We start from the raw sequence: 17,361 nt of genomic DNA, 5'->3' as shown, positions 1-17,361 counted from the left end.
AGAAGTTTGAGAACAGGGGGCAACCTAAAGATGAATGTTGTACCGGAGCCGCTGCCAGGCGGACCGGCGCTTGCCCGCGGGTTCATGGATCAAGACGAGAAGGCTGCGAAGTTTTACGGCGGTCATTTTCAACCGCTCCAGAACAAGCGGCAGCGGGCCGCCTGGCTGGATGAAAGCGCAAGTGCCCGGGCTGACCGCGGCAGGCTGACGGAAGTCCTGCGGGACTATAACGCAAAATACAATAATCACGAAGCGGTCAGGCTCTCGCTTGACCTGCTCGAACGGCCGGAGACGCTGGTCGTTGCCGGAGGTCAGCAGAGCGGCCTGTTTACGGGACCGCTGCTAGTCGTCTACAAAGCGGTCACTGCCATCCTCGCCGCGAAAGAAGCGAGCCGGGAGCTGGGGCGACCGGTTGTGCCGCTATTCTGGATTGCCGGGGAGGACCACGACTGGGACGAGGTCAATCATACGTATGTGTTGAACCGCTCGGGGGAAATTGCCAAGCTGAAGATCGAGGCACCGGAAACGGGACGCTCGTCGGTCAGCCATATTGAAGTAGACGGGGAGAATTGGGAGCCGCCTCTTGCACAGCTTGAAGAGCTGCTTCAGGAAAGCGAATTTAAGGCGGGCATGCTGGAGCTGGTGCAGGCCGCTGCTCGCAAGGGCAGCATGTGCGCGGCTTTTGCGGAAATCATGGGCGCGCTGTTCGGCAAATTTGGTCTGGTGCTGCTGGATTCGGCGGACCCGGCGCTTCGCCGGCTGGAGCAGCCGTTCTTCCGCTCGCTGATCGCGGGCAACGAGACTCTGGAAGATGCCTACCATAAGACGGCTTCGGAACTTAAGGAGGAGGGATTTCAGCTTCAGGCCGATGTGGCGGAAGGCGGAGCGAACCTCTTTTACATCCATGAGGGCGCGCGGCTGCTGCTGATCAGGAAGGACTGCGTATTCACGGACCGCAAAGGGACGATCTCTTTTTCCCGCGAGGAATTGCTTGACCTTCTGGACCGTTATCCCGAACGCTTCAGCAATAACGTGCTGACCCGGCCGCTGATGCAGGATTATCTTCTGCCCGTGCTGGCTACCGTATTGGGACAGGGCGAGATATCGTACTGGGGGATTACGGGCCGGGCTTTTGAGCAGATGGGACTCCAGATGCCGCTGATTGTTCCCCGGATGTCTTTTACCATTGTTGAAGGTACGCTGCACAAGCATATGGAGAAATACGGCCTGACCTTTGGCGACGTTCTGGAGGGCCTTGAAGAGAAGAAACGCCGGTGGCTGGAGGCTCAGGATGAGCTGGAGCTTGGCAGAAGATTTGATGAGGTCAAGGCTGCTTTTGCGGATATGTACGATCCCCTTCTCGAACAAATCGGTACGGTCCAGGCCGGTCTGATCAAGCTGGGCGGAAGCAACAAAGAGAAAATACTGGATCAGATTTCCTTCCTTCAAGGGAAAGTGCAGGATGCGATGGCCAAACAGAGCGAAGCTGCGCTGCGGCAGTGGGAGCGGATCGAACGATCGCTAATGCCTCTGGGCAGGCTGCAGGAACGGGTGTACAATATCGTGTATTATTTGAACCGGTACGGCCTAAGCTGGCTGGACGGATTGATGGAGCTTCCGGCAGACTATAGCGGAACGCATCGCATCATATATATGTAAGCCAAAATGATAGCATACGAGAAACAGGAGGTTATACAATGAGTTCATTATCCCGGCAAAAAAGTATCGTAGCCGATATGTCGCTCGCTCAAGACGGGCACCTCAAAATCGATTGGGTTCGCCAGCACATGCCTGTGCTGAACCGCATCCGTGAGCAGTTCGAGAAGGAGCAGCCGTTCAAAGGACTTAAAGTTTCGATTACGCTCCATTTGGAAGCGAAAACCGCGTATTTGGCCAAGGTCGTTCAGGCAGGCGGAGCAGAGGTCACCATTACCGGCTCGAATCCCCTTTCCACGCAGGACGATGTCTGCGCTGCGCTCGTGGAAGACGGCATTACCGTATTTGCGAAATACAATCCGACTCCCGAGGAATTCAAGGAGCTCAACATCAAGGCGCTGGAAAGCAAGCCGGATCTCATTATCGACGACGGCGGCGATTTTGCAACGCTGCTGCATTCGGAGCGCCCCGACCTGATGGAGAATATCCGCGGCGGAGCGGAGGAGACGACGACAGGTATTATCCGGCTGAAGGCGCTGCATAAGCAGGGCGTGCTGAAGTTCCCGATGGTTGCCGTCAACGACGCCTACTGCAAGCATCTGTTCGATAACCGCTATGGTACCGGACAGTCGGCATGGGATGGCATCATCCGCACGACCAATCTGATGGTGGCGGGCAAAACGGTTGTCGTCGTCGGCTACGGCTGGTGCGGCAAGGGAGTGGCGATGCGGGCCAAAGGGCTGGGCGCGAACGTCATCGTTACGGAAGTCGATGCGATCAAGGCCGTTGAGGCGCACATGGACGGCTTCCATGTAATGCCGATGCTGGAAGCGGCCAAGCTGGGCGATTTCTTCGTTACCGTAACGGGCAACCGGTACGTCATCCGCGGCGAGCATTTCGATGTGATGAAGGATGGGGCCATTATGTGCAACGCCGGCCATTTCGATGTGGAAGTCTGCAAGCCGGATCTGGCGGAGAGAGCGGCCGTTCAGCGGACGGTCCGTAAGAATATCGAGGAATATCAGCTGAAAGACGGTCGCAAGCTGTATTTGCTGGCCGAAGGGCGGCTCGTCAATCTGGGCGCGGCGGATGGTCATCCGGCGGAAATTATGGATATGACCTTCGCGCTTCAGGCGCTCTCGCTGAAATATGTGAATGACAACTACCGCAATATCGGCGCCAAAGTCGAGAATGTTCCTTACGAATTGGACGAGCAGGTGGCCCGCTACAAGCTGGAAAGCATGGGGCTTGGCATTGACTCCCTGACTCCGGAGCAGATCGCTTATCTCGACAGCTGGAATCTGAACGCTTAATTTCAAGAAAGCCCAATAGCTTGATCAAGCAGCGGCACCTTGGCCAATCCCGCATTGGCGCAAGGTGCTTTTTTGCCGACCGGGCGGGAGACTGGAAACCCAAACCAATTATTTTTCCGGATTTTACCCGTTTGCCCCCCTGACCGGTCCCTTCGACATAAAGATCGATTCATTCGTCCGCTTCGATAAAACTTCCCCTGTGATCCCCCGCTGGACGGCGACCTGCGGTTATTCGCCAACATTTCTTCACACAGGTTCGATAAGGTGCGCCCCGTTTGATGTCGCATGGCGCGGAGCGGCGTATTTTCCGCCAAATAAAGACACGTTAAGGGTCATTGTTTTACTGGAAAAAGATACCTAGAAACGGAAAAAGGTTTTTGATTTTTGATGACGAATCTATTATGCTTAAGTGGTGAAAAGTGGGGGGAAGTGGGGACCCGAGGAGATTAAGGAGTGGGCAGCTATGTTTATGGGGGAATACCAGCATAGCATTGACGATAAAGGCCGTATCATTATACCGGCTAAATTTCGTGAACTGCTCGGTTCCTCTTTTGTGGCGACCCGCGGTCTTGACTCCTGTCTTTTCGTTTATCCCATGGATGAATGGGGAATCATGGAACAAAAGCTGAAAAGTCTGCCGCTGATGAAGTCCGACGCCCGCGCGTTCAGCCGCTTCTTTTTCTCGGGAGCGACGGAATGCCAGTGGGACAAGCAGGGTAGGGTTACCCTGCCGTCCAATCTGCGAGAGTATGCGAAGCTGGACAAGGAATGTGTCATTCTGGGCGTTTCGAACCGGGTGGAAATCTGGAACAAGGAGCTTTGGGAACAGTACTTCGGGCAGTCGGAGGAGTCGTTTAACGAAATCGCCGAGAAGCTGGTGGATTTCAACTTTGATTTATAATTATTTACCGAATACTGTTTGGAGGGCTGCAGCTTGTTTCATCACATCACGGTTCTGAAGGAAGAAGCAACGGAAGGCTTAAACGTCAGGGAAGACGGCATCTATGTGGATTGCACGCTCGGAGGAGCCGGGCATAGCGCCTTGATCGCTTCAAGATTGGGCGACCATGGACGGTTGATCGCATTTGATCAGGACGACTCAGCTTTGGATAACGCCAGGGAGAAGCTGGCCGTCTTCGGAGACAAGGTCATTTTGGTCAAGACGAATTTTCGGGATTTGGAGGAAGTGCTGCGTTCATTGCCAGCGGTTCCGCAGAAGGACGGCGTCCCCCAGGTGGACGGGATTCTGTTCGATCTGGGTGTCTCCTCCCCGCAGTTTGATGAAGGAGAGCGTGGATTCAGCTACAACCACGACGCCCCGCTCGATATGCGCATGGACCGGAGCGCCGAATTGACCGCCGCAGACATCGTCAACACCTGGTCCGAGCAGGAAATCGCCCGCGTGCTGTTCCAGTACGGAGAGGAGAAGTTCTCCAGAAGGATCGCGGGAAAAATTGTCGAGAGGAGAGCGGCGCGCCCTATTGAAACTACGGGGGAATTGGCCGATATAATCAAAGAGGCGATTCCCGCGGCGACGCGGAGGACGGGCGGACATCCCGCCAAACGGAGCTTTCAGGGGCTGCGCATTGCCGTGAACGATGAGTTGGGCGCTTTTGAAGAGGCCCTTCATGCGGCTGTACGTTGCTTGGCCCCCGAAGGCAGGGTATCCGTGATTACGTTCCATTCACTTGAGGACCGGATTTGCAAGCAGATCCTGAACGGCTATGTCGGCCGCTGTACATGTCCGCCGGATTTTCCGATGTGTGTATGCGGCGGCAAGGGACAGGTGAAATTGATCAATCGCAAACCGCTTACCCCCGGCGAAGAGGAGCTTGAACGTAATCCGAGAGCCCGTTCTGCCAAGCTGCGTATTGCGGAGAAATTGTAAAAGACGATAAAAGGAGAGTCAGAGATGGCCTATACCCGCGGCAATTTGGCAGTGCAGCAACAAAGGGAACAGAAAGTTAATCCTCGCTACCGCGAAAAGACTAAGGTTGTCACAAGGCGAACGACGCTCCCTATGCAGGAGAAGCTTCTGTATTTGCTGACTCTTGCCTTATTCGTCCTTGTGTCCAGCGTCCTGGTATGGCGCTACGTCCACATTTACGATTTGAACAAGCAGGCGCAGGACTTGGATACGGAGATTTCCAAAGCCAAGAAGGACATTGCCGTCTATCAGAAACAAAAGCAGGATCTTGAGCAGCAGGTGGCGATGAAAGCCCGGGAACAAGGGTACAGTGTGCCGGAAGACAGCATTACCGTTACCCGGAATAACTAGGACCAGCCGGCCTTTAGTCAGCCGGAAGCGGCCGTCAAGATTGTAAAATAGAGGTTGTGAGGTTCGCGTATGATAAAAAGAATAAAGCTTCGTTCACTGTTCATAGGGGGATGTATTACCCTCTTTTTTCTTGTTCTGGTCGGACGGGTATTCTGGATTCAGGTGCTTCAGGGGGACTTCTGGCAAAAAAGAGCCGCGGACACTTGGGCGCATACGACGATCATCAAAGCCCAGCGGGGACAGATAACGGATCGTACCGGCAGTGTTCTGGCCAGTGACGTTCCGGCTTATACGGTAGTGGTGGAGCCGGATGTCATTCAGGAGCGGGGCATACGGGATGAGGTGGTTCAGGGTCTGCATGAGATTCTGAGCAAGCCGGTGTCAGAGCTTGAAGAGCTGATCGACGCCAAGGACAAGGACGGCAATTTGTACAAGAATCGCGAGGTGCGCAACGAAGGCTGGAAGGTCGATCAGGAAGTGGCTGACAAGATTACCGCGTTCGTGAAGAAGCTGGAGAAGGAGCATGACATCCGCGAAACCGGCGTCGGCTGGGTCAAGGACCAGAAGCGGTACTATCCCAAGGACTCGCTGGCCGCCCATGTTCTCGGGTACACGGACCGTGACGGCAAGGCCGTAGCCGGGCTGGAATACTTCTATGACAAGCTGCTGAAAGGCGTCGACGGCTATCTCGATTACCAGAGCGACGGCAAAGGCGTCAAGCTTCCCGATGCCGCAGAAACGTACCAGCCGGTCGTCAATGGCGACAATCTGAAGCTGACGATCGACAGTACGATTCAATATTACATTGAAGACGCGATGAAGGAAGCCTATGACGAGTACCAGCCGAAGAGCATGACGGTAATCGCCGCCGATCCGAACACGATGGAGATTCTCGGCATGGCCAATCTGCCGACCTTCAATCCAAACGAGTACTGGAAGACTCAGGATCAGGGAGATTTCTATAACCATGCGATCAAGTCCATCTATGAGCCGGGTTCGACGTTCAAGATCGTCACGTTGGCCGGGACGGTGCAGGAGAAGCTGTTCAATCCGAACGCGACGTTTCAGTCGGGCTACATCATGATCGGCAAACGGCGTCTTAATGATTTGCACGGAGGCTGGGGGGAAATTACCTATCTGGACGGCGTGAAGCATTCCAGTAACGTAGGCTTTGTTAAGCTGGGTTATGAAATGCTGGGACAAGACAAGCTTAAACAATATATCGATAATTTCGGTTTTAATGACAAGACGGGCATCGACCTCCCTGGTGAGGTTAAAGGAAGAATTACACCGGAGTGGCCGGTCGAATTCGCTACTCTCGCTTATGGTCACGGGAAAGTGCAGGTTACCCCGATTCAGCAGCTTGCGGCGGTATCCGCCGTCGCGAACGGCGGTAAGCTGATGAAACCGCATTTGGTGAAGGAAATCAAAGACCCCAATTCCGGGAAAACGACCGTGACGAAGCCGGAAATGATTCGTCAGGTCATATCGGCAGACAGCGCCAGGAAAACGGGAAGTTATCTGGAACAGGTGGTCGCCGACCAGAAAATCGGAACCGGCCGACACGCTTATATTGAAGGCTACAGGGTGGCCGGCAAGACCGGTACGGCGATTAAAGTGGGTGCCAATGGAGAGTATGATCACACCAAGAATTTGGTCTCCTTCATCGGTTACGCTCCGGTTAACGATCCGAAGATTGCCGTAATTGTCATCGTGGACGAACCCAAGACGGAGCTTGGAGGCGGCGGAGTTGCGGCTCCGATATTCAAGAAGATTGTCTCCCAGTCTTTGGAATATATGGGTGTCCCCAAGGTGTACGCGGAAGCGGACAAGAAAGGGAAGAAGTCCGGAGATAATGCGGAGTCAGCGCGAACTGCTCCAAACATGGTCGGCCAGACGATGAAGTCGGCCAAAGAACTGCTTATTAACCAGGGCTATGACTTCGAAACCGTCGGAAGCGGTCCGTCCGTGGTCAGCCAGTACCCTGCAGCGGGAACAGCGCTGACCCCCGGGCAGAAGGTCTATCTGCTCAGCGAGCAGGGAGACAAACCGAAGATCCCCGATCTGCGCGGCGAATCGCTCCGGGATGCGCTTGAAGTGCTGACCTTGCTGAAGGTGGGCATACAGGTTGAGGGTGAAGGGTACGTCACGCAGCAGAAGGAATCAGTAAATAACGGCAAAACGAAAGTCACGGTGACCCTGAAGCCGGATGAGCCGGTTGTGCAAGGAAGTGACACGGCGGACTCGAAATCCAGCGACTCGGGTACTGAGACAGCTTCCGATTCAGCTGCGGATCCGAATGCCGGAGAGAAAGCCCCTTCCTCGAATTAGGCTTGTTCTAAGCCCGGTTTGTCCTGAATAGTCATGAAGGAAAGAGTACATGTCTATTGAAGGGAAAGCGGGGATGACAGAGATGAAGGTTTCGAGAGTCGTGTCGCGGCGGCGGATGCTGTGGACTTTGCTGGGGCTGGCCGTGTTATTTATGGCTCTGGCCCTGCGTCTCGCCTATGTGCAGCTGTCCAAGGGCGAAGAACTGTCGGCCAAGGCGGAAAATTCGTGGCGCCGGAATATTCCCTTTACGGCCAAACGCGGGGAAATTATGGACCGTGAAGGGATTCCGCTGGCCTACAACATCAGCTCGCCGACCGTGTACGCCATTCCGGTACAGGTCAAGGACAAGGAAGGAACGGCGATGAAGCTGGCCCCCCTTCTGGGTATGACGCAGGAGAAGCTGGTGACCTTGTTATCAAAACGTGAATCCACGGTGAGACTGCAGCCCGGCGGACGCAAAATTACGATGGAGCTAGCCGGGGACATTCGTGATTTGCAGCTGCCGGGCATCGTTGTGGCTGAGGACAGCAAGCGGTTTTACCCGTATGGAGATCTGGCGGCGCATATCCTCGGATTTACTGGCATTGACAATCAGGGAATAACAGGAATTGAAAATGTCTATGACAAGCTGCTTAAGGGAATCGGCGGGAATATCTCTTATTTGTCCGACGCGGGCGGGCGGCTTATGCCGAACTCCTCCGAGACATATTCGAAGCCCCAGGATGGCCTGAATCTGGAACTGACCATCGACAAGCAAATTCAGTCGATCATGGAGAGGGAACTGGACCAGGCCATGGTCAAATATCAGGCCAACGCGAGCTGGGCGATCGCCATGAATCCGAAGAACGGGGAGATTCTCGCGATGGCAAGCCGGCCGGGATATGAGCCGGGGCAGTACAAAGAGTATGATCCCGCCGTTTACAACCGGAACCTGCCGATCTGGATGACATATGAGCCCGGTTCAACGTTCAAGATCATTACGCTCGCGGCGGCGCTAAACGAGAATAAAGTCGATTTGAAGAATGAACGCTTCTATGACCCCGGCTTTATCGAGGTGGCGGGAGCTAAGCTGCGCTGCTGGAAAAAAGGCGGCCACGGCAGCGAGACCTTCCTGCAGGTGGTCGAGAATTCCTGCAACCCGGGTTTTGTCGCTCTTGGGCAAAGACTTGGAAAGGATGCGCTGTTCCAGTATATCCGCAATTTCGGCTTCGGCAGCAAAACGGGAATCGACCTGAACGGCGAGGAGAACGGCATCCTGTTCAAGCCGGCGCGGGTCGGTCCGGTCGAACTGGCGACAACGGCCTTCGGGCAGGGCGTATCCGTGACGCCGATCCAGCAGATCGCGGCGGTTTCAGCGGCCATCAACGGCGGGAAGCTGTTTAAGCCGCATATCGCCAAAGCGTGGATTAACCCGGATACCGGTCAAACCGTATCCGAGATCAAACCCGAGATGGAGCGTCAGGTCATCACGGAAGAAACGTCCAGGAAGGTGCGTGAGGCGCTGGAGAGCGTCGTCGCCAAAGGAACGGGCCGCCCGGCGTTCATTGACGGCTACCGCGTTGGCGGCAAGACAGGGACCGCGCAAAAAGTCATTAACGGACGGTACTCCACGACGGAGCATATCGTTTCGTTCATCGGCTTCGCGCCTGCGGACGATCCACAAATTGTAGTCTACACCGCGGTGGATAATCCGAAAGGCATTCAGTTTGGCGGCGTCGTGGCCGCGCCGATTGTGCAGAATATTCTGGAGGATTCCCTGAACTATATGAAGGTGCCCAAGCGCGCGGATCAGCTTCCCAAAGCTTACAAGCTGGGAGAGACGCCGATTGACGTTGTGCCGGACCTCGTCGGCGCTACGGTACAGGATATTTACGAGGATATGAACATGAACTTCAATCTTGTCCGCTCCGGCACCGGAGACACGGTTATCAATCAGGCGCCGAAACCGGGAACAAGAGTGGAACGGGGATCGACGATCCGGATTTATATGGGCTCTTCCAGTCCATAATGATAAAGAGATTCGATACGATGGAGCGAGGGATTAAGATGAAACTTGAAGAACTGTCTTCCTGTCTGGCGGTTTCGCGTTTGATCGGCAGCGGCGAAACCGAAATTACCGATTTGCAGGCCGATTCCCGGAAGGTAAAGCCCGGAGATTTGTTCATTTGCCTCCCCGGCTTTACCGTCGATGGACATGACTTTGCGCCGCAGGCGGCAGCAAGCGGCGCGGCGGCGCTAGTTGTGGAACGCCAGCTCGATATCGATCTGCCGCAGATTATTGTGGGTGACAGCCGGTTTGCGATGGCCGTCCTGGCGAATACGTTCTTCGGGTCGCCTAGCAGCCGGATGAAGATGATCGGCGTTACTGGAACGAACGGAAAGACGACGACGACCTATTTGATCGAGCGCATTTTGGAAGATCATGGCGTGAAGACAGGGCTCATCGGGACGATCCAAATGCGCTACGGCGGAGTCAGCTATCCGATGCCCCGGACGACGCCGGAATCGCTGGAGCTTCAACGCGCGCTTAGTGATATGGTCTCTCAAGGCGTGCAAAGCTGCGTGATGGAGGTTTCCTCGCATGCGCTTGAGCAGGGGCGGGTAAAAGGAACGGATTTCCGCACCGCTATATTCACGAATTTGACACAGGACCATTTGGATTATCATCATACGATGGAAGAGTATCGCGCGGCGAAGGGACTGTTTTTCGCAAGACTTGGAAATGCTATCTCGCCCTTAAAGGAAGAACGTAAATACGCCGTACTGAATGCTGACGATGAGGCAAGCACTTACTTTGCGGCCCAGACCGCGGCGGAGACCATTACATACGGGATCGACAACGAAGCTGGCGTCCGCGCCTCGCAGATTTCCATTACGGCCAAAGGCACCTCGTTTCATGTGACGACCTTTAAGGGAAATGCCGATATTTCGCTGAAAATGGTGGGTAAATTCAATGTCTACAACGCGCTTGCCGCCATAACCGCCGCTCTGCTGGAGGATATTCCGCTTGCGGACATCAAAGCGAGCCTCGAAGCGGTGCCGGGCGTGAGCGGCCGGGTGGAATCGGTGGACGAAGGTCAACCGTACGCGGTTGTTGTGGATTACGCACATACTCCGGATGGATTGGAAAATGTGCTTCGCACGGTCCGCGAATTTGCCGAAGGAAAAGTGCTGACCGTCTTCGGCTGCGGCGGCGACCGCGACCGGACAAAACGGCCGCTGATGGGCAAAATCGCAGCCAAGTACAGCGATCACATCCTTGTCACTTCCGATAACCCGCGGACCGAAGATCCGGAAGCCATTTTGAAGGACATTGAGGCGGGACTGGTTGAAGACGGTGTGGACACCAGCCGGTATGAGCTGATTGTTGACCGGCGCGAAGCGATCGGGAAAGCTATTGATGTGGCAAGCCCCGGCGATGTAGTATTGATTGCGGGGAAAGGTCATGAGACCTACCAACTGATTGGCGGCGCCGTTCTCGACTTCGATGACCGAATTGTCGCCAAAGAAGCTATAAGGGGTAGAAGCCATTGATTACAAGAACACTGCAAAGCATAGCCGCCATGTGCGGGGGCGAGCTGTCTCCGGGCAGCACAGCCGAGGCTTTAATAACGGGAGTGGTTACCGACTCCCGTAAAATTACGCCCGGCTGCCTGTTCGTCCCGCTGGTCGGCGACAGCTTTGACGGACATGATTACAGCGAGTCCGCTCTGAAGGCGGGAGCGGCCGCGACGCTGTGGACACGAAATAAAGGCGCCGTTCCGCAGGGAAATGCCGTCCTGGTGGACGATACGCTGGAGGCGCTCCAACGCCTGGCATCCGCCTATCTGAAGGAAGTCGCTCCGCGCGTGGTTGCCGTCACCGGCAGCAACGGGAAGACGACGACCAAGGATATCATTACTGCTCTGTTAGAGACGCGGTTCAAGGTACACAAGACGCAGGGGAACTTCAATAACCATATCGGCCTGCCGCTCACCGTGCTGTCCATGGCGGCGGATACGGAAATCGCCGTGCTGGAAATGGGCATGAGCTCAAGGGGAGAGATATCCCTTCTCTCATCCATCGCCGAGCCCGATACGGCCGTTATTACCAATATCGGCGAATCGCATCTTCTGCAGCTTGGCTCGCGGAAGGAAATCGCCCGGGCGAAGCTGGAAATCGCCGAAGGGCTAAAACCCGGGGGCCTGCTCATTTATAACGGGGATGAACCGCTGCTTGCCGAGGTTATGGGCGAGCCGGGATTTGCGGCGCCGGAGGACCTGAAGACGTTCCGTTTCGGCCTTGATACCGGAAATGACGATTATCCGACGGGAATCATGGCGCATGAAGGCGGAACGACATTCACGAGCAGCCTCCACGGCGAGCAGGTCTTCACGCTCCCGCTGCCCGGCAGACACAATGTCGTGAACAGTCTGGCCGCGCTGGCAGTGGCGAGCCATTACGGAGTAAGCGAAGAGGAGATGGCCGCCGGTCTCGGCAGACTCAAGCTGACCGGAATGCGGATCGAGCTGATCCGGGCGTCCTCCGGCCTTACGCTGCTGAACGATGCGTACAATGCCAGTCCGACGTCGATGAAGGCCGCGATCGATGTGCTTCAGTCCATGAAGGGCGCTGGCTCCAAAATTGCGGTGCTGGGGGACATGCTTGAGCTTGGGCCGGACGAAGCCGCCTTTCATGCGGAAGTCGGGGCTTATCTGGACCCGGAGAAGGTCGATCTCGTCTTTGCATACGGTCCGCTTTCCGCTCATCTTGCCGAGGCTGCCGCGAAGAGGTTCGGTCCGGACCGGGTGTATGCTTTTACCGATAAGTCCGCAATGACCGATCTGCTTCTATCGAAGACAGATCCGAAGGATATCGTGCTGTTTAAGGCGTCCCGAGGCATGCGGCTGGAAGAATCGCTTCAGCGGCTGCACGCCCATTTTGATCAAAGTTAAAGATTTGGAGAGGATGAACCCGTGGATTATCAACTTTTGCTTCTAACTATCGCCGTATCCTTTATCCTTGCGGTCATTGCCGCTCCGCTCATCATTCCGCTGCTGCGCCGCTTGAAATTCGGACAGCAGGTTCGCGACGACGGGCCTCAGACTCATTTGAAAAAAGCGGGGACGCCCACGATGGGCGGAATTATCATCATGCTGGCGTCCACCTTGTCATTTCTAAAGTTTTCTGTCATTAATACGGACTTTTATGTCCTTTTGGTAGCTATGCTTGGTTATGGCATGGTCGGCTTTCTGGATGATTATATCAAAATCGTCTTTAAACGTTCACTTGGACTGACTCCGCGGCAAAAGCTGTTCGGACAGCTATTGGTGGGTGCCGTCATATGCGGCCTGCTGATTTCCGCCGGACACAATACAAGCATCAGCATCCCGGGCACAGCCATCAGCTTTGACTGGGGCGGCTGGTTCTATTATCCGTTTATCATCCTCATGATGATGGCTGTAACCAACGCGGTCAATTTCACCGATGGAGTAGACGGATTGTTATCGGGCGTCAGCGCCATTGCGCTTGCTGCCTTTGCAGTAGTGGCCATGCAGGCTACTTCTATTGCGGCCGGAGTATGTGCCGCGGCGATGATTGGTGCGGTGCTTGGCTTTCTGGTATTCAATGCTCATCCGGCCAAGGTATTTATGGGCGATTTCGGTTCCTTTGGCATTGGCGGCGCGATCGGTGCCATTGCGATTGTTACCAAAACAGAGCTGCTGTTTGTTGTGATCGGCGGCGTGTTTGTCATCGAAATGCTGTCGGTTATCCTGCAGGTTGCGTCCTTCAAGACGCGCGGCAAACGCATTTTCCGCATGAGCCCGATCCATCATCACTTCGAGCTTGGCGGATGGTCGGAATGGCGTGTAGTCATTACCTTCTGGGCGGTAGGCATCGTGCTGGCCGGTCTGGGACTTTATATCAGCAAGGGGTTGTAGATAATGAAACATCCGGATATGTACCGCGGTGAACAAATCGTCGTTCTTGGGCTTGCCAAGAGCGGCGTTCAGGTGGCCAAGGTGCTGCATGAGCATGGCGCCGTTGTCACGGTGAACGACAAAAAAGAAAGAGAACAATGTCCCGAAGCTTCCGAACTGGAGTCTTTGGGAATTTCTGTTATATGCGGAGGGCACCCGGAAGGACTCATCCACGAAGGTATCAAGCTCGTTGTTAAAAATCCCGGAATTCCCTACAGCGTTCCGCCTGTAAAGCGAGCGCTTGAACTGGGTATCGAAGTGGTGACGGAGGTGGAGGTCGCCTATCATCTGTGCGCGGCGCCGATCATCGGCATAACCGGGTCCAACGGCAAGACAACCACAACCACCTGGGTTGGGAAAATGCTGGAAGCCGCCGGTATGAACCCGATTGTGGCCGGAAATATCGGCACTCCTCTGACACAAGCGGCGCAGGAAGCAACGGCGGATAACTGGATGGTGGTGGAGCTGAGCAGCTTTCAGCTTAAAGGTACGGAAGATTTCCGGCCAAAAGTAGGCTGCCTGTTGAATGTGGCCGAAACTCACCTTGACTATCACGGCGATTTGAGCGATTACGTATCTTCCAAAGCCAAGCTGTTTGCGAATCAGGGTGTGAGCGACACGGCCGTGCTGAACTGGGACGATTCATACTGCAGAGAGCTTGTGCCTTATATGAAGGGCATGATTTTGCCCTTTTCGATGACGGAGGAACTGGTGCAGGGCGTGTTTGTACGTCCCTCCTACGTAACGGGCACCGAGGACGATCTGAAACGAGTTATTGTCTACCGAGACTATTCGGAGAGCGAGATTGTAATCGCCGAGGTGGACTCTATCGGACTCCCGGGCCGCTTTAACGTGGAAAATGCGCTGGCCGCCTGCGCCATCTCCATTGCTGCCGGAGCGGACCCTGCGGGCCTCGCCGGAACGATCGCTTCGTTCCGGGGCGTGGAGCACCGGCTGGAGTATGTCGAGGCCAAGGGCGGCGCGGCGTATTACAACAACTCCAAGGCGACCAACGCCAAGGCGACATCCATGGCGCTGGCTTCGTTCCGCCAGCCGATCGTGCTGATCGCCGGAGGGCTTGACCGCGGCTCCGACTATCTGGAGCTGGTCCCGGTCCTTGAGGGACGCGTCAAAGCGCTGGTGGCGCTTGGACAGACGAAGGACAAGCTTGCGCATGTCGCGAAGCTTGCCGGATTAAAGACGGTTGTCACGGTCGATAATGGAGACAGTGCCGCCTCGGTGCTGAAGCAGGCCGTGCGGGAAGCCGCCGCTCTCGCCGAAGAGGGAGATGTGGTTCTGCTCTCTCCCGCCTGCGCGAGCTGGGACATGTTCACATCCTATGAGGAGCGCGGGCGTATTTTTAAAGAGGCGGTGCATAATCTGTAAGTAGGGGGGTGATGGATAAGCCTCCACTACGATGCAAGAGGTGTGCTCCTCATGAACAAGACCCGTCCCGCGCCGGATATCTGGCTGCTGATTCCGATTCTGGCGCTGCTGGCCATAGGCATGATTATGGTGTACAGTGCGGGCTCCGTGCTGGGCTTTCGCAATTATGGCGATTCTTTTTATTTTGTCAAAAGACAGCTGCTCTTTGCCGCCCTTGGTCTTGCCGCCATGTTCTTTACTGCCAATGTGGAATACCGGGTCCTGAAGAGGCTGTCCCGGCCGGCGCTTATCGTCTGCTTCGTGCTGCTTGTGATTGTATTGATTCCCGGAATCGGAGTCGTTCGCGGCGGCGCGCGAAGCTGGCTGGGCATCAGCTCTTTCGGCATCCAGCCCTCCGAATTCATGAAGATGGGGATGATTCTCTATCTGGCGAACTGGCTGAGCCGCGAGGATTACGACATCACTTCGTTCACGCGGGGCCTTCTGCCGCCGCTGGCCTTGATCGGGACAGCCTTCGGACTCATTATGCTTCAGCCCGATCTTGGCACAGGAACGGTGATGATGGGGGCGACTCTGATGATGGTCTTTACCGCCGGGGCAAGAATGAAGCATCTTCTCGGACTCGGAGCGGCGGGAGTCGCGGGATTTGCAGCACTTGTCGCCGCGGCCCCATACCGGATTCAGCGGATTACCGCGTTCCTTGATCCCTGGTCCGACCCGCTTGGCAAGGGGTATCAGATCATCCAGTCCTTGTATGCGATCGGCCCCGGAGGGCTTGGAGGACTTGGGCTTGGCATGAGCCGGCAGAAATACAGCTATGTGCCTGAGCCGCAGACGGACTTTATATTTTCCATCCTGGCCGAGGAGCTGGGTTTTATCGGCGGACTTGCGGTCCTCACCCTGTTCCTTATCCTGATCTGGCGGGGAATGAGGGTGGCGATGAGCCTGCCGGACCGTTTCGGCAGCTATCTGGCCGTCGGAATCGTCTGCATGGTGGCCGTGCAGGTCGTCATCAACATCGGCGTGGTCATCGGCATGATGCCGGTCACGGGCATTACGCTGCCGCTGATCAGCTATGGCGGCTCTTCGCTGACGCTGATGCTTACGGCGCTCGGCATTCTACTAAACTTATCCCGTTATGCGAGGTGAAGGCAATGCGTATCGTATTAAGCGGCGGCGGCACGGGAGGACATATTTATCCCGCCGTCGCCGTGGCAAGGCAGCTGGAGGCTGAGGAAGACGCTTCCGCATTTTTGTATATCGGCGGGACGCGGGGGCTGGAGAGTAAGCTGGTTCCCCAGGAGAACCTTCCGTTCCGATCGATCGATATTACCGGGTTCCGCCGGAAGCTTTCCCTTGACAATGTGAAGACGGTCATGCGTTTCCTTAGAGGCGTGAAAGAGTCCAAGCGGATGCTGAAGGAATTTAAGCCCGATGTGGTCGTCGGAACGGGCGGCTATGTCTGCGGACCCGTTGTCTATGCCGCTTCCAAGCTTGGCATTCCAACACTGATTCATGAGCAGAACGCCATACCGGGTCTGACCAACAAGTTTTTGAGCCGGTATGCGAGCACCGTGGCGGTCAGCTTCGAGGGAACCGAATCAGCCTTCCCGGCAGGCAAGCGCGTGATTTACACGGGGAACCCGCGCGCTACAACGGTCAGCAAGGCGAATCCGCAGCGGGGCTTCGCTTCCCTGGGCATTCCGGACGGCAGCACGGTCGTGCTGGTGGTGGGCGGCAGCCGGGGGGCGAAAGCGATCAATGAGGCGATGATCGAGATGGCTTCGCTTGCCGTCAAGGAATCGCAGGTCCATTACGTGTACGTCACGGGCGAGCCTTATTACGAGGGGACCCGCAAGAGCCTGCGCGAGAAGCTGGGAAGCCTTCCGAACTGGCTGCATGTGCTGCCCTATGTTCATAATATGCCGGAAGTGCTCGCCTGCACCTCCCTGATTGTGAACCGTGCGGGAGCTTCGTTTCTCGCGGAAATTACGGCGCTGGGCATCCCCTCCGTTCTCATTCCGTCACCGAATGTGACGAACAACCATCAGGAGGCGAATGCGCGGCAGCTGGAACGCGCGGGAGCGGCGGTTGTGATCCTGGAGAAGGATTTAACCGGCCAGTCGCTGTACAAGGCGGTCCGCTCTATTACGGGCGACCCGGCGCTCCGCAAGTCCATGTCCGAAGCCTCGAGCAAACTGGGCAAGCGGGATTCCGCTGCGCTTGTTGTTAAGGAGCTTCGGCGGCTTGCGGGCGGCAAGTGAATGCTTGTCCGCCCGCAGCGTGGTCGATAACGGCAGCATGCCTCGTTCCGGCGCTCCATCCTGTCACACACTCGAGAGAATCGACATACGATAAGGTATAAATCGTGACTATCACCTAGGGCTGCTTACCGGAAGGGCGGAGGGCGCGCAGCTTGCGTCCGATAAGAGATTAA

Annotated in this window: 13 protein-coding genes; all 13 read left to right on the top strand. The window is 55.8% G+C overall.

Going from position 1 to position 17,361, the window contains the following annotated elements; all coding sequences use genetic code 11:
• The first annotated feature begins 30 nt into the window (after window positions 1-30).
• A complete protein-coding gene (gene bshC / locus PSAB_RS17445; RefSeq protein WP_025335875.1) occupies window positions 31-1,659 on the top strand; it encodes a bacillithiol biosynthesis cysteine-adding enzyme BshC in 1,629 nt (542 codons plus the stop codon).
• Between the two features lie 38 nt (window positions 1,660-1,697).
• Window positions 1,698-2,969 (top strand): adenosylhomocysteinase, encoded by a 1,272-nt coding sequence (locus tag PSAB_RS17440; RefSeq protein WP_025335874.1) that lies wholly within the window; start codon window positions 1,698-1,700, stop codon window positions 2,967-2,969.
• 463 nt (window positions 2,970-3,432) lie between these two features.
• On the top strand, window positions 3,433-3,870 hold the full coding sequence (mraZ, locus tag PSAB_RS17435) for a division/cell wall cluster transcriptional repressor MraZ (protein ID WP_025335873.1): 438 nt from the start codon (window positions 3,433-3,435) through the stop codon (window positions 3,868-3,870).
• Window positions 3,871-3,903: 33 nt separating this feature from the next.
• On the top strand, window positions 3,904-4,857 hold the full coding sequence (rsmH, locus tag PSAB_RS17430) for a 16S rRNA (cytosine(1402)-N(4))-methyltransferase RsmH (protein WP_025335872.1): 954 nt from the start codon (window positions 3,904-3,906) through the stop codon (window positions 4,855-4,857).
• Window positions 4,858-4,881: 24 nt separating this feature from the next.
• Window positions 4,882-5,247: a hypothetical protein gene (locus tag PSAB_RS17425; RefSeq protein WP_025335871.1), complete on the top strand. Its 366-nt coding sequence runs from the start codon at window positions 4,882-4,884 to the stop codon at window positions 5,245-5,247.
• Window positions 5,248-5,316: 69 nt separating this feature from the next.
• Window positions 5,317-7,578, top strand: a complete 2,262-nt coding sequence (locus tag PSAB_RS17420) for a penicillin-binding transpeptidase domain-containing protein (protein ID WP_025335870.1) — start codon at window positions 5,317-5,319, stop codon at window positions 7,576-7,578.
• A gap of 82 nt (window positions 7,579-7,660) precedes the next feature.
• Window positions 7,661-9,586, top strand: coding sequence for a stage V sporulation protein D (locus PSAB_RS17415; RefSeq protein WP_025335869.1), 1,926 nt, complete (start codon window positions 7,661-7,663; stop codon window positions 9,584-9,586).
• A 38-nt stretch (window positions 9,587-9,624) separates the two neighbouring features.
• Window positions 9,625-11,112, top strand: a complete 1,488-nt coding sequence (locus PSAB_RS17410; RefSeq protein WP_025335868.1) for a UDP-N-acetylmuramoyl-L-alanyl-D-glutamate--2,6-diaminopimelate ligase — start codon at window positions 9,625-9,627, stop codon at window positions 11,110-11,112.
• Window positions 11,109-12,512: a UDP-N-acetylmuramoyl-tripeptide--D-alanyl-D-alanine ligase gene (locus tag PSAB_RS17405; RefSeq protein ID WP_025335867.1), complete on the top strand. Its 1,404-nt coding sequence runs from the start codon at window positions 11,109-11,111 to the stop codon at window positions 12,510-12,512. The genes PSAB_RS17410 and PSAB_RS17405 overlap by 4 nt, the downstream gene beginning before the upstream one ends.
• A 21-nt stretch (window positions 12,513-12,533) precedes the next feature.
• A complete protein-coding gene (gene mraY / locus PSAB_RS17400; RefSeq protein WP_025335866.1) occupies window positions 12,534-13,499 on the top strand; it encodes a phospho-N-acetylmuramoyl-pentapeptide-transferase in 966 nt (321 codons plus the stop codon).
• Between the two features lie 3 nt (window positions 13,500-13,502).
• Window positions 13,503-14,924 (top strand): UDP-N-acetylmuramoyl-L-alanine--D-glutamate ligase, encoded by a 1,422-nt coding sequence (gene murD, locus PSAB_RS17395; protein WP_025335865.1) that lies wholly within the window; start codon window positions 13,503-13,505, stop codon window positions 14,922-14,924.
• 51 nt (window positions 14,925-14,975) lie between these two features.
• Window positions 14,976-16,073, top strand: coding sequence for a stage V sporulation protein E (spoVE, locus tag PSAB_RS17390; protein ID WP_025335864.1), 1,098 nt, complete (start codon window positions 14,976-14,978; stop codon window positions 16,071-16,073).
• A gap of 5 nt (window positions 16,074-16,078) precedes the next feature.
• A complete protein-coding gene (gene murG, locus PSAB_RS17385; RefSeq protein WP_025335863.1) occupies window positions 16,079-17,188 on the top strand; it encodes an undecaprenyldiphospho-muramoylpentapeptide beta-N-acetylglucosaminyltransferase in 1,110 nt (369 codons plus the stop codon).
• The last annotated feature ends 173 nt before the right edge of the window (window positions 17,189-17,361 follow it).

The sequence above is a fragment of the Paenibacillus sabinae T27 genome (assembly GCF_000612505.1).
Classification (GTDB): domain Bacteria; phylum Bacillota; class Bacilli; order Paenibacillales; family Paenibacillaceae; genus Paenibacillus_AQ; species Paenibacillus_AQ sabinae.
Note: the sequence above shows the minus strand (reverse complement) of the source record. Positions and strands in the feature narration are given on the sequence as shown.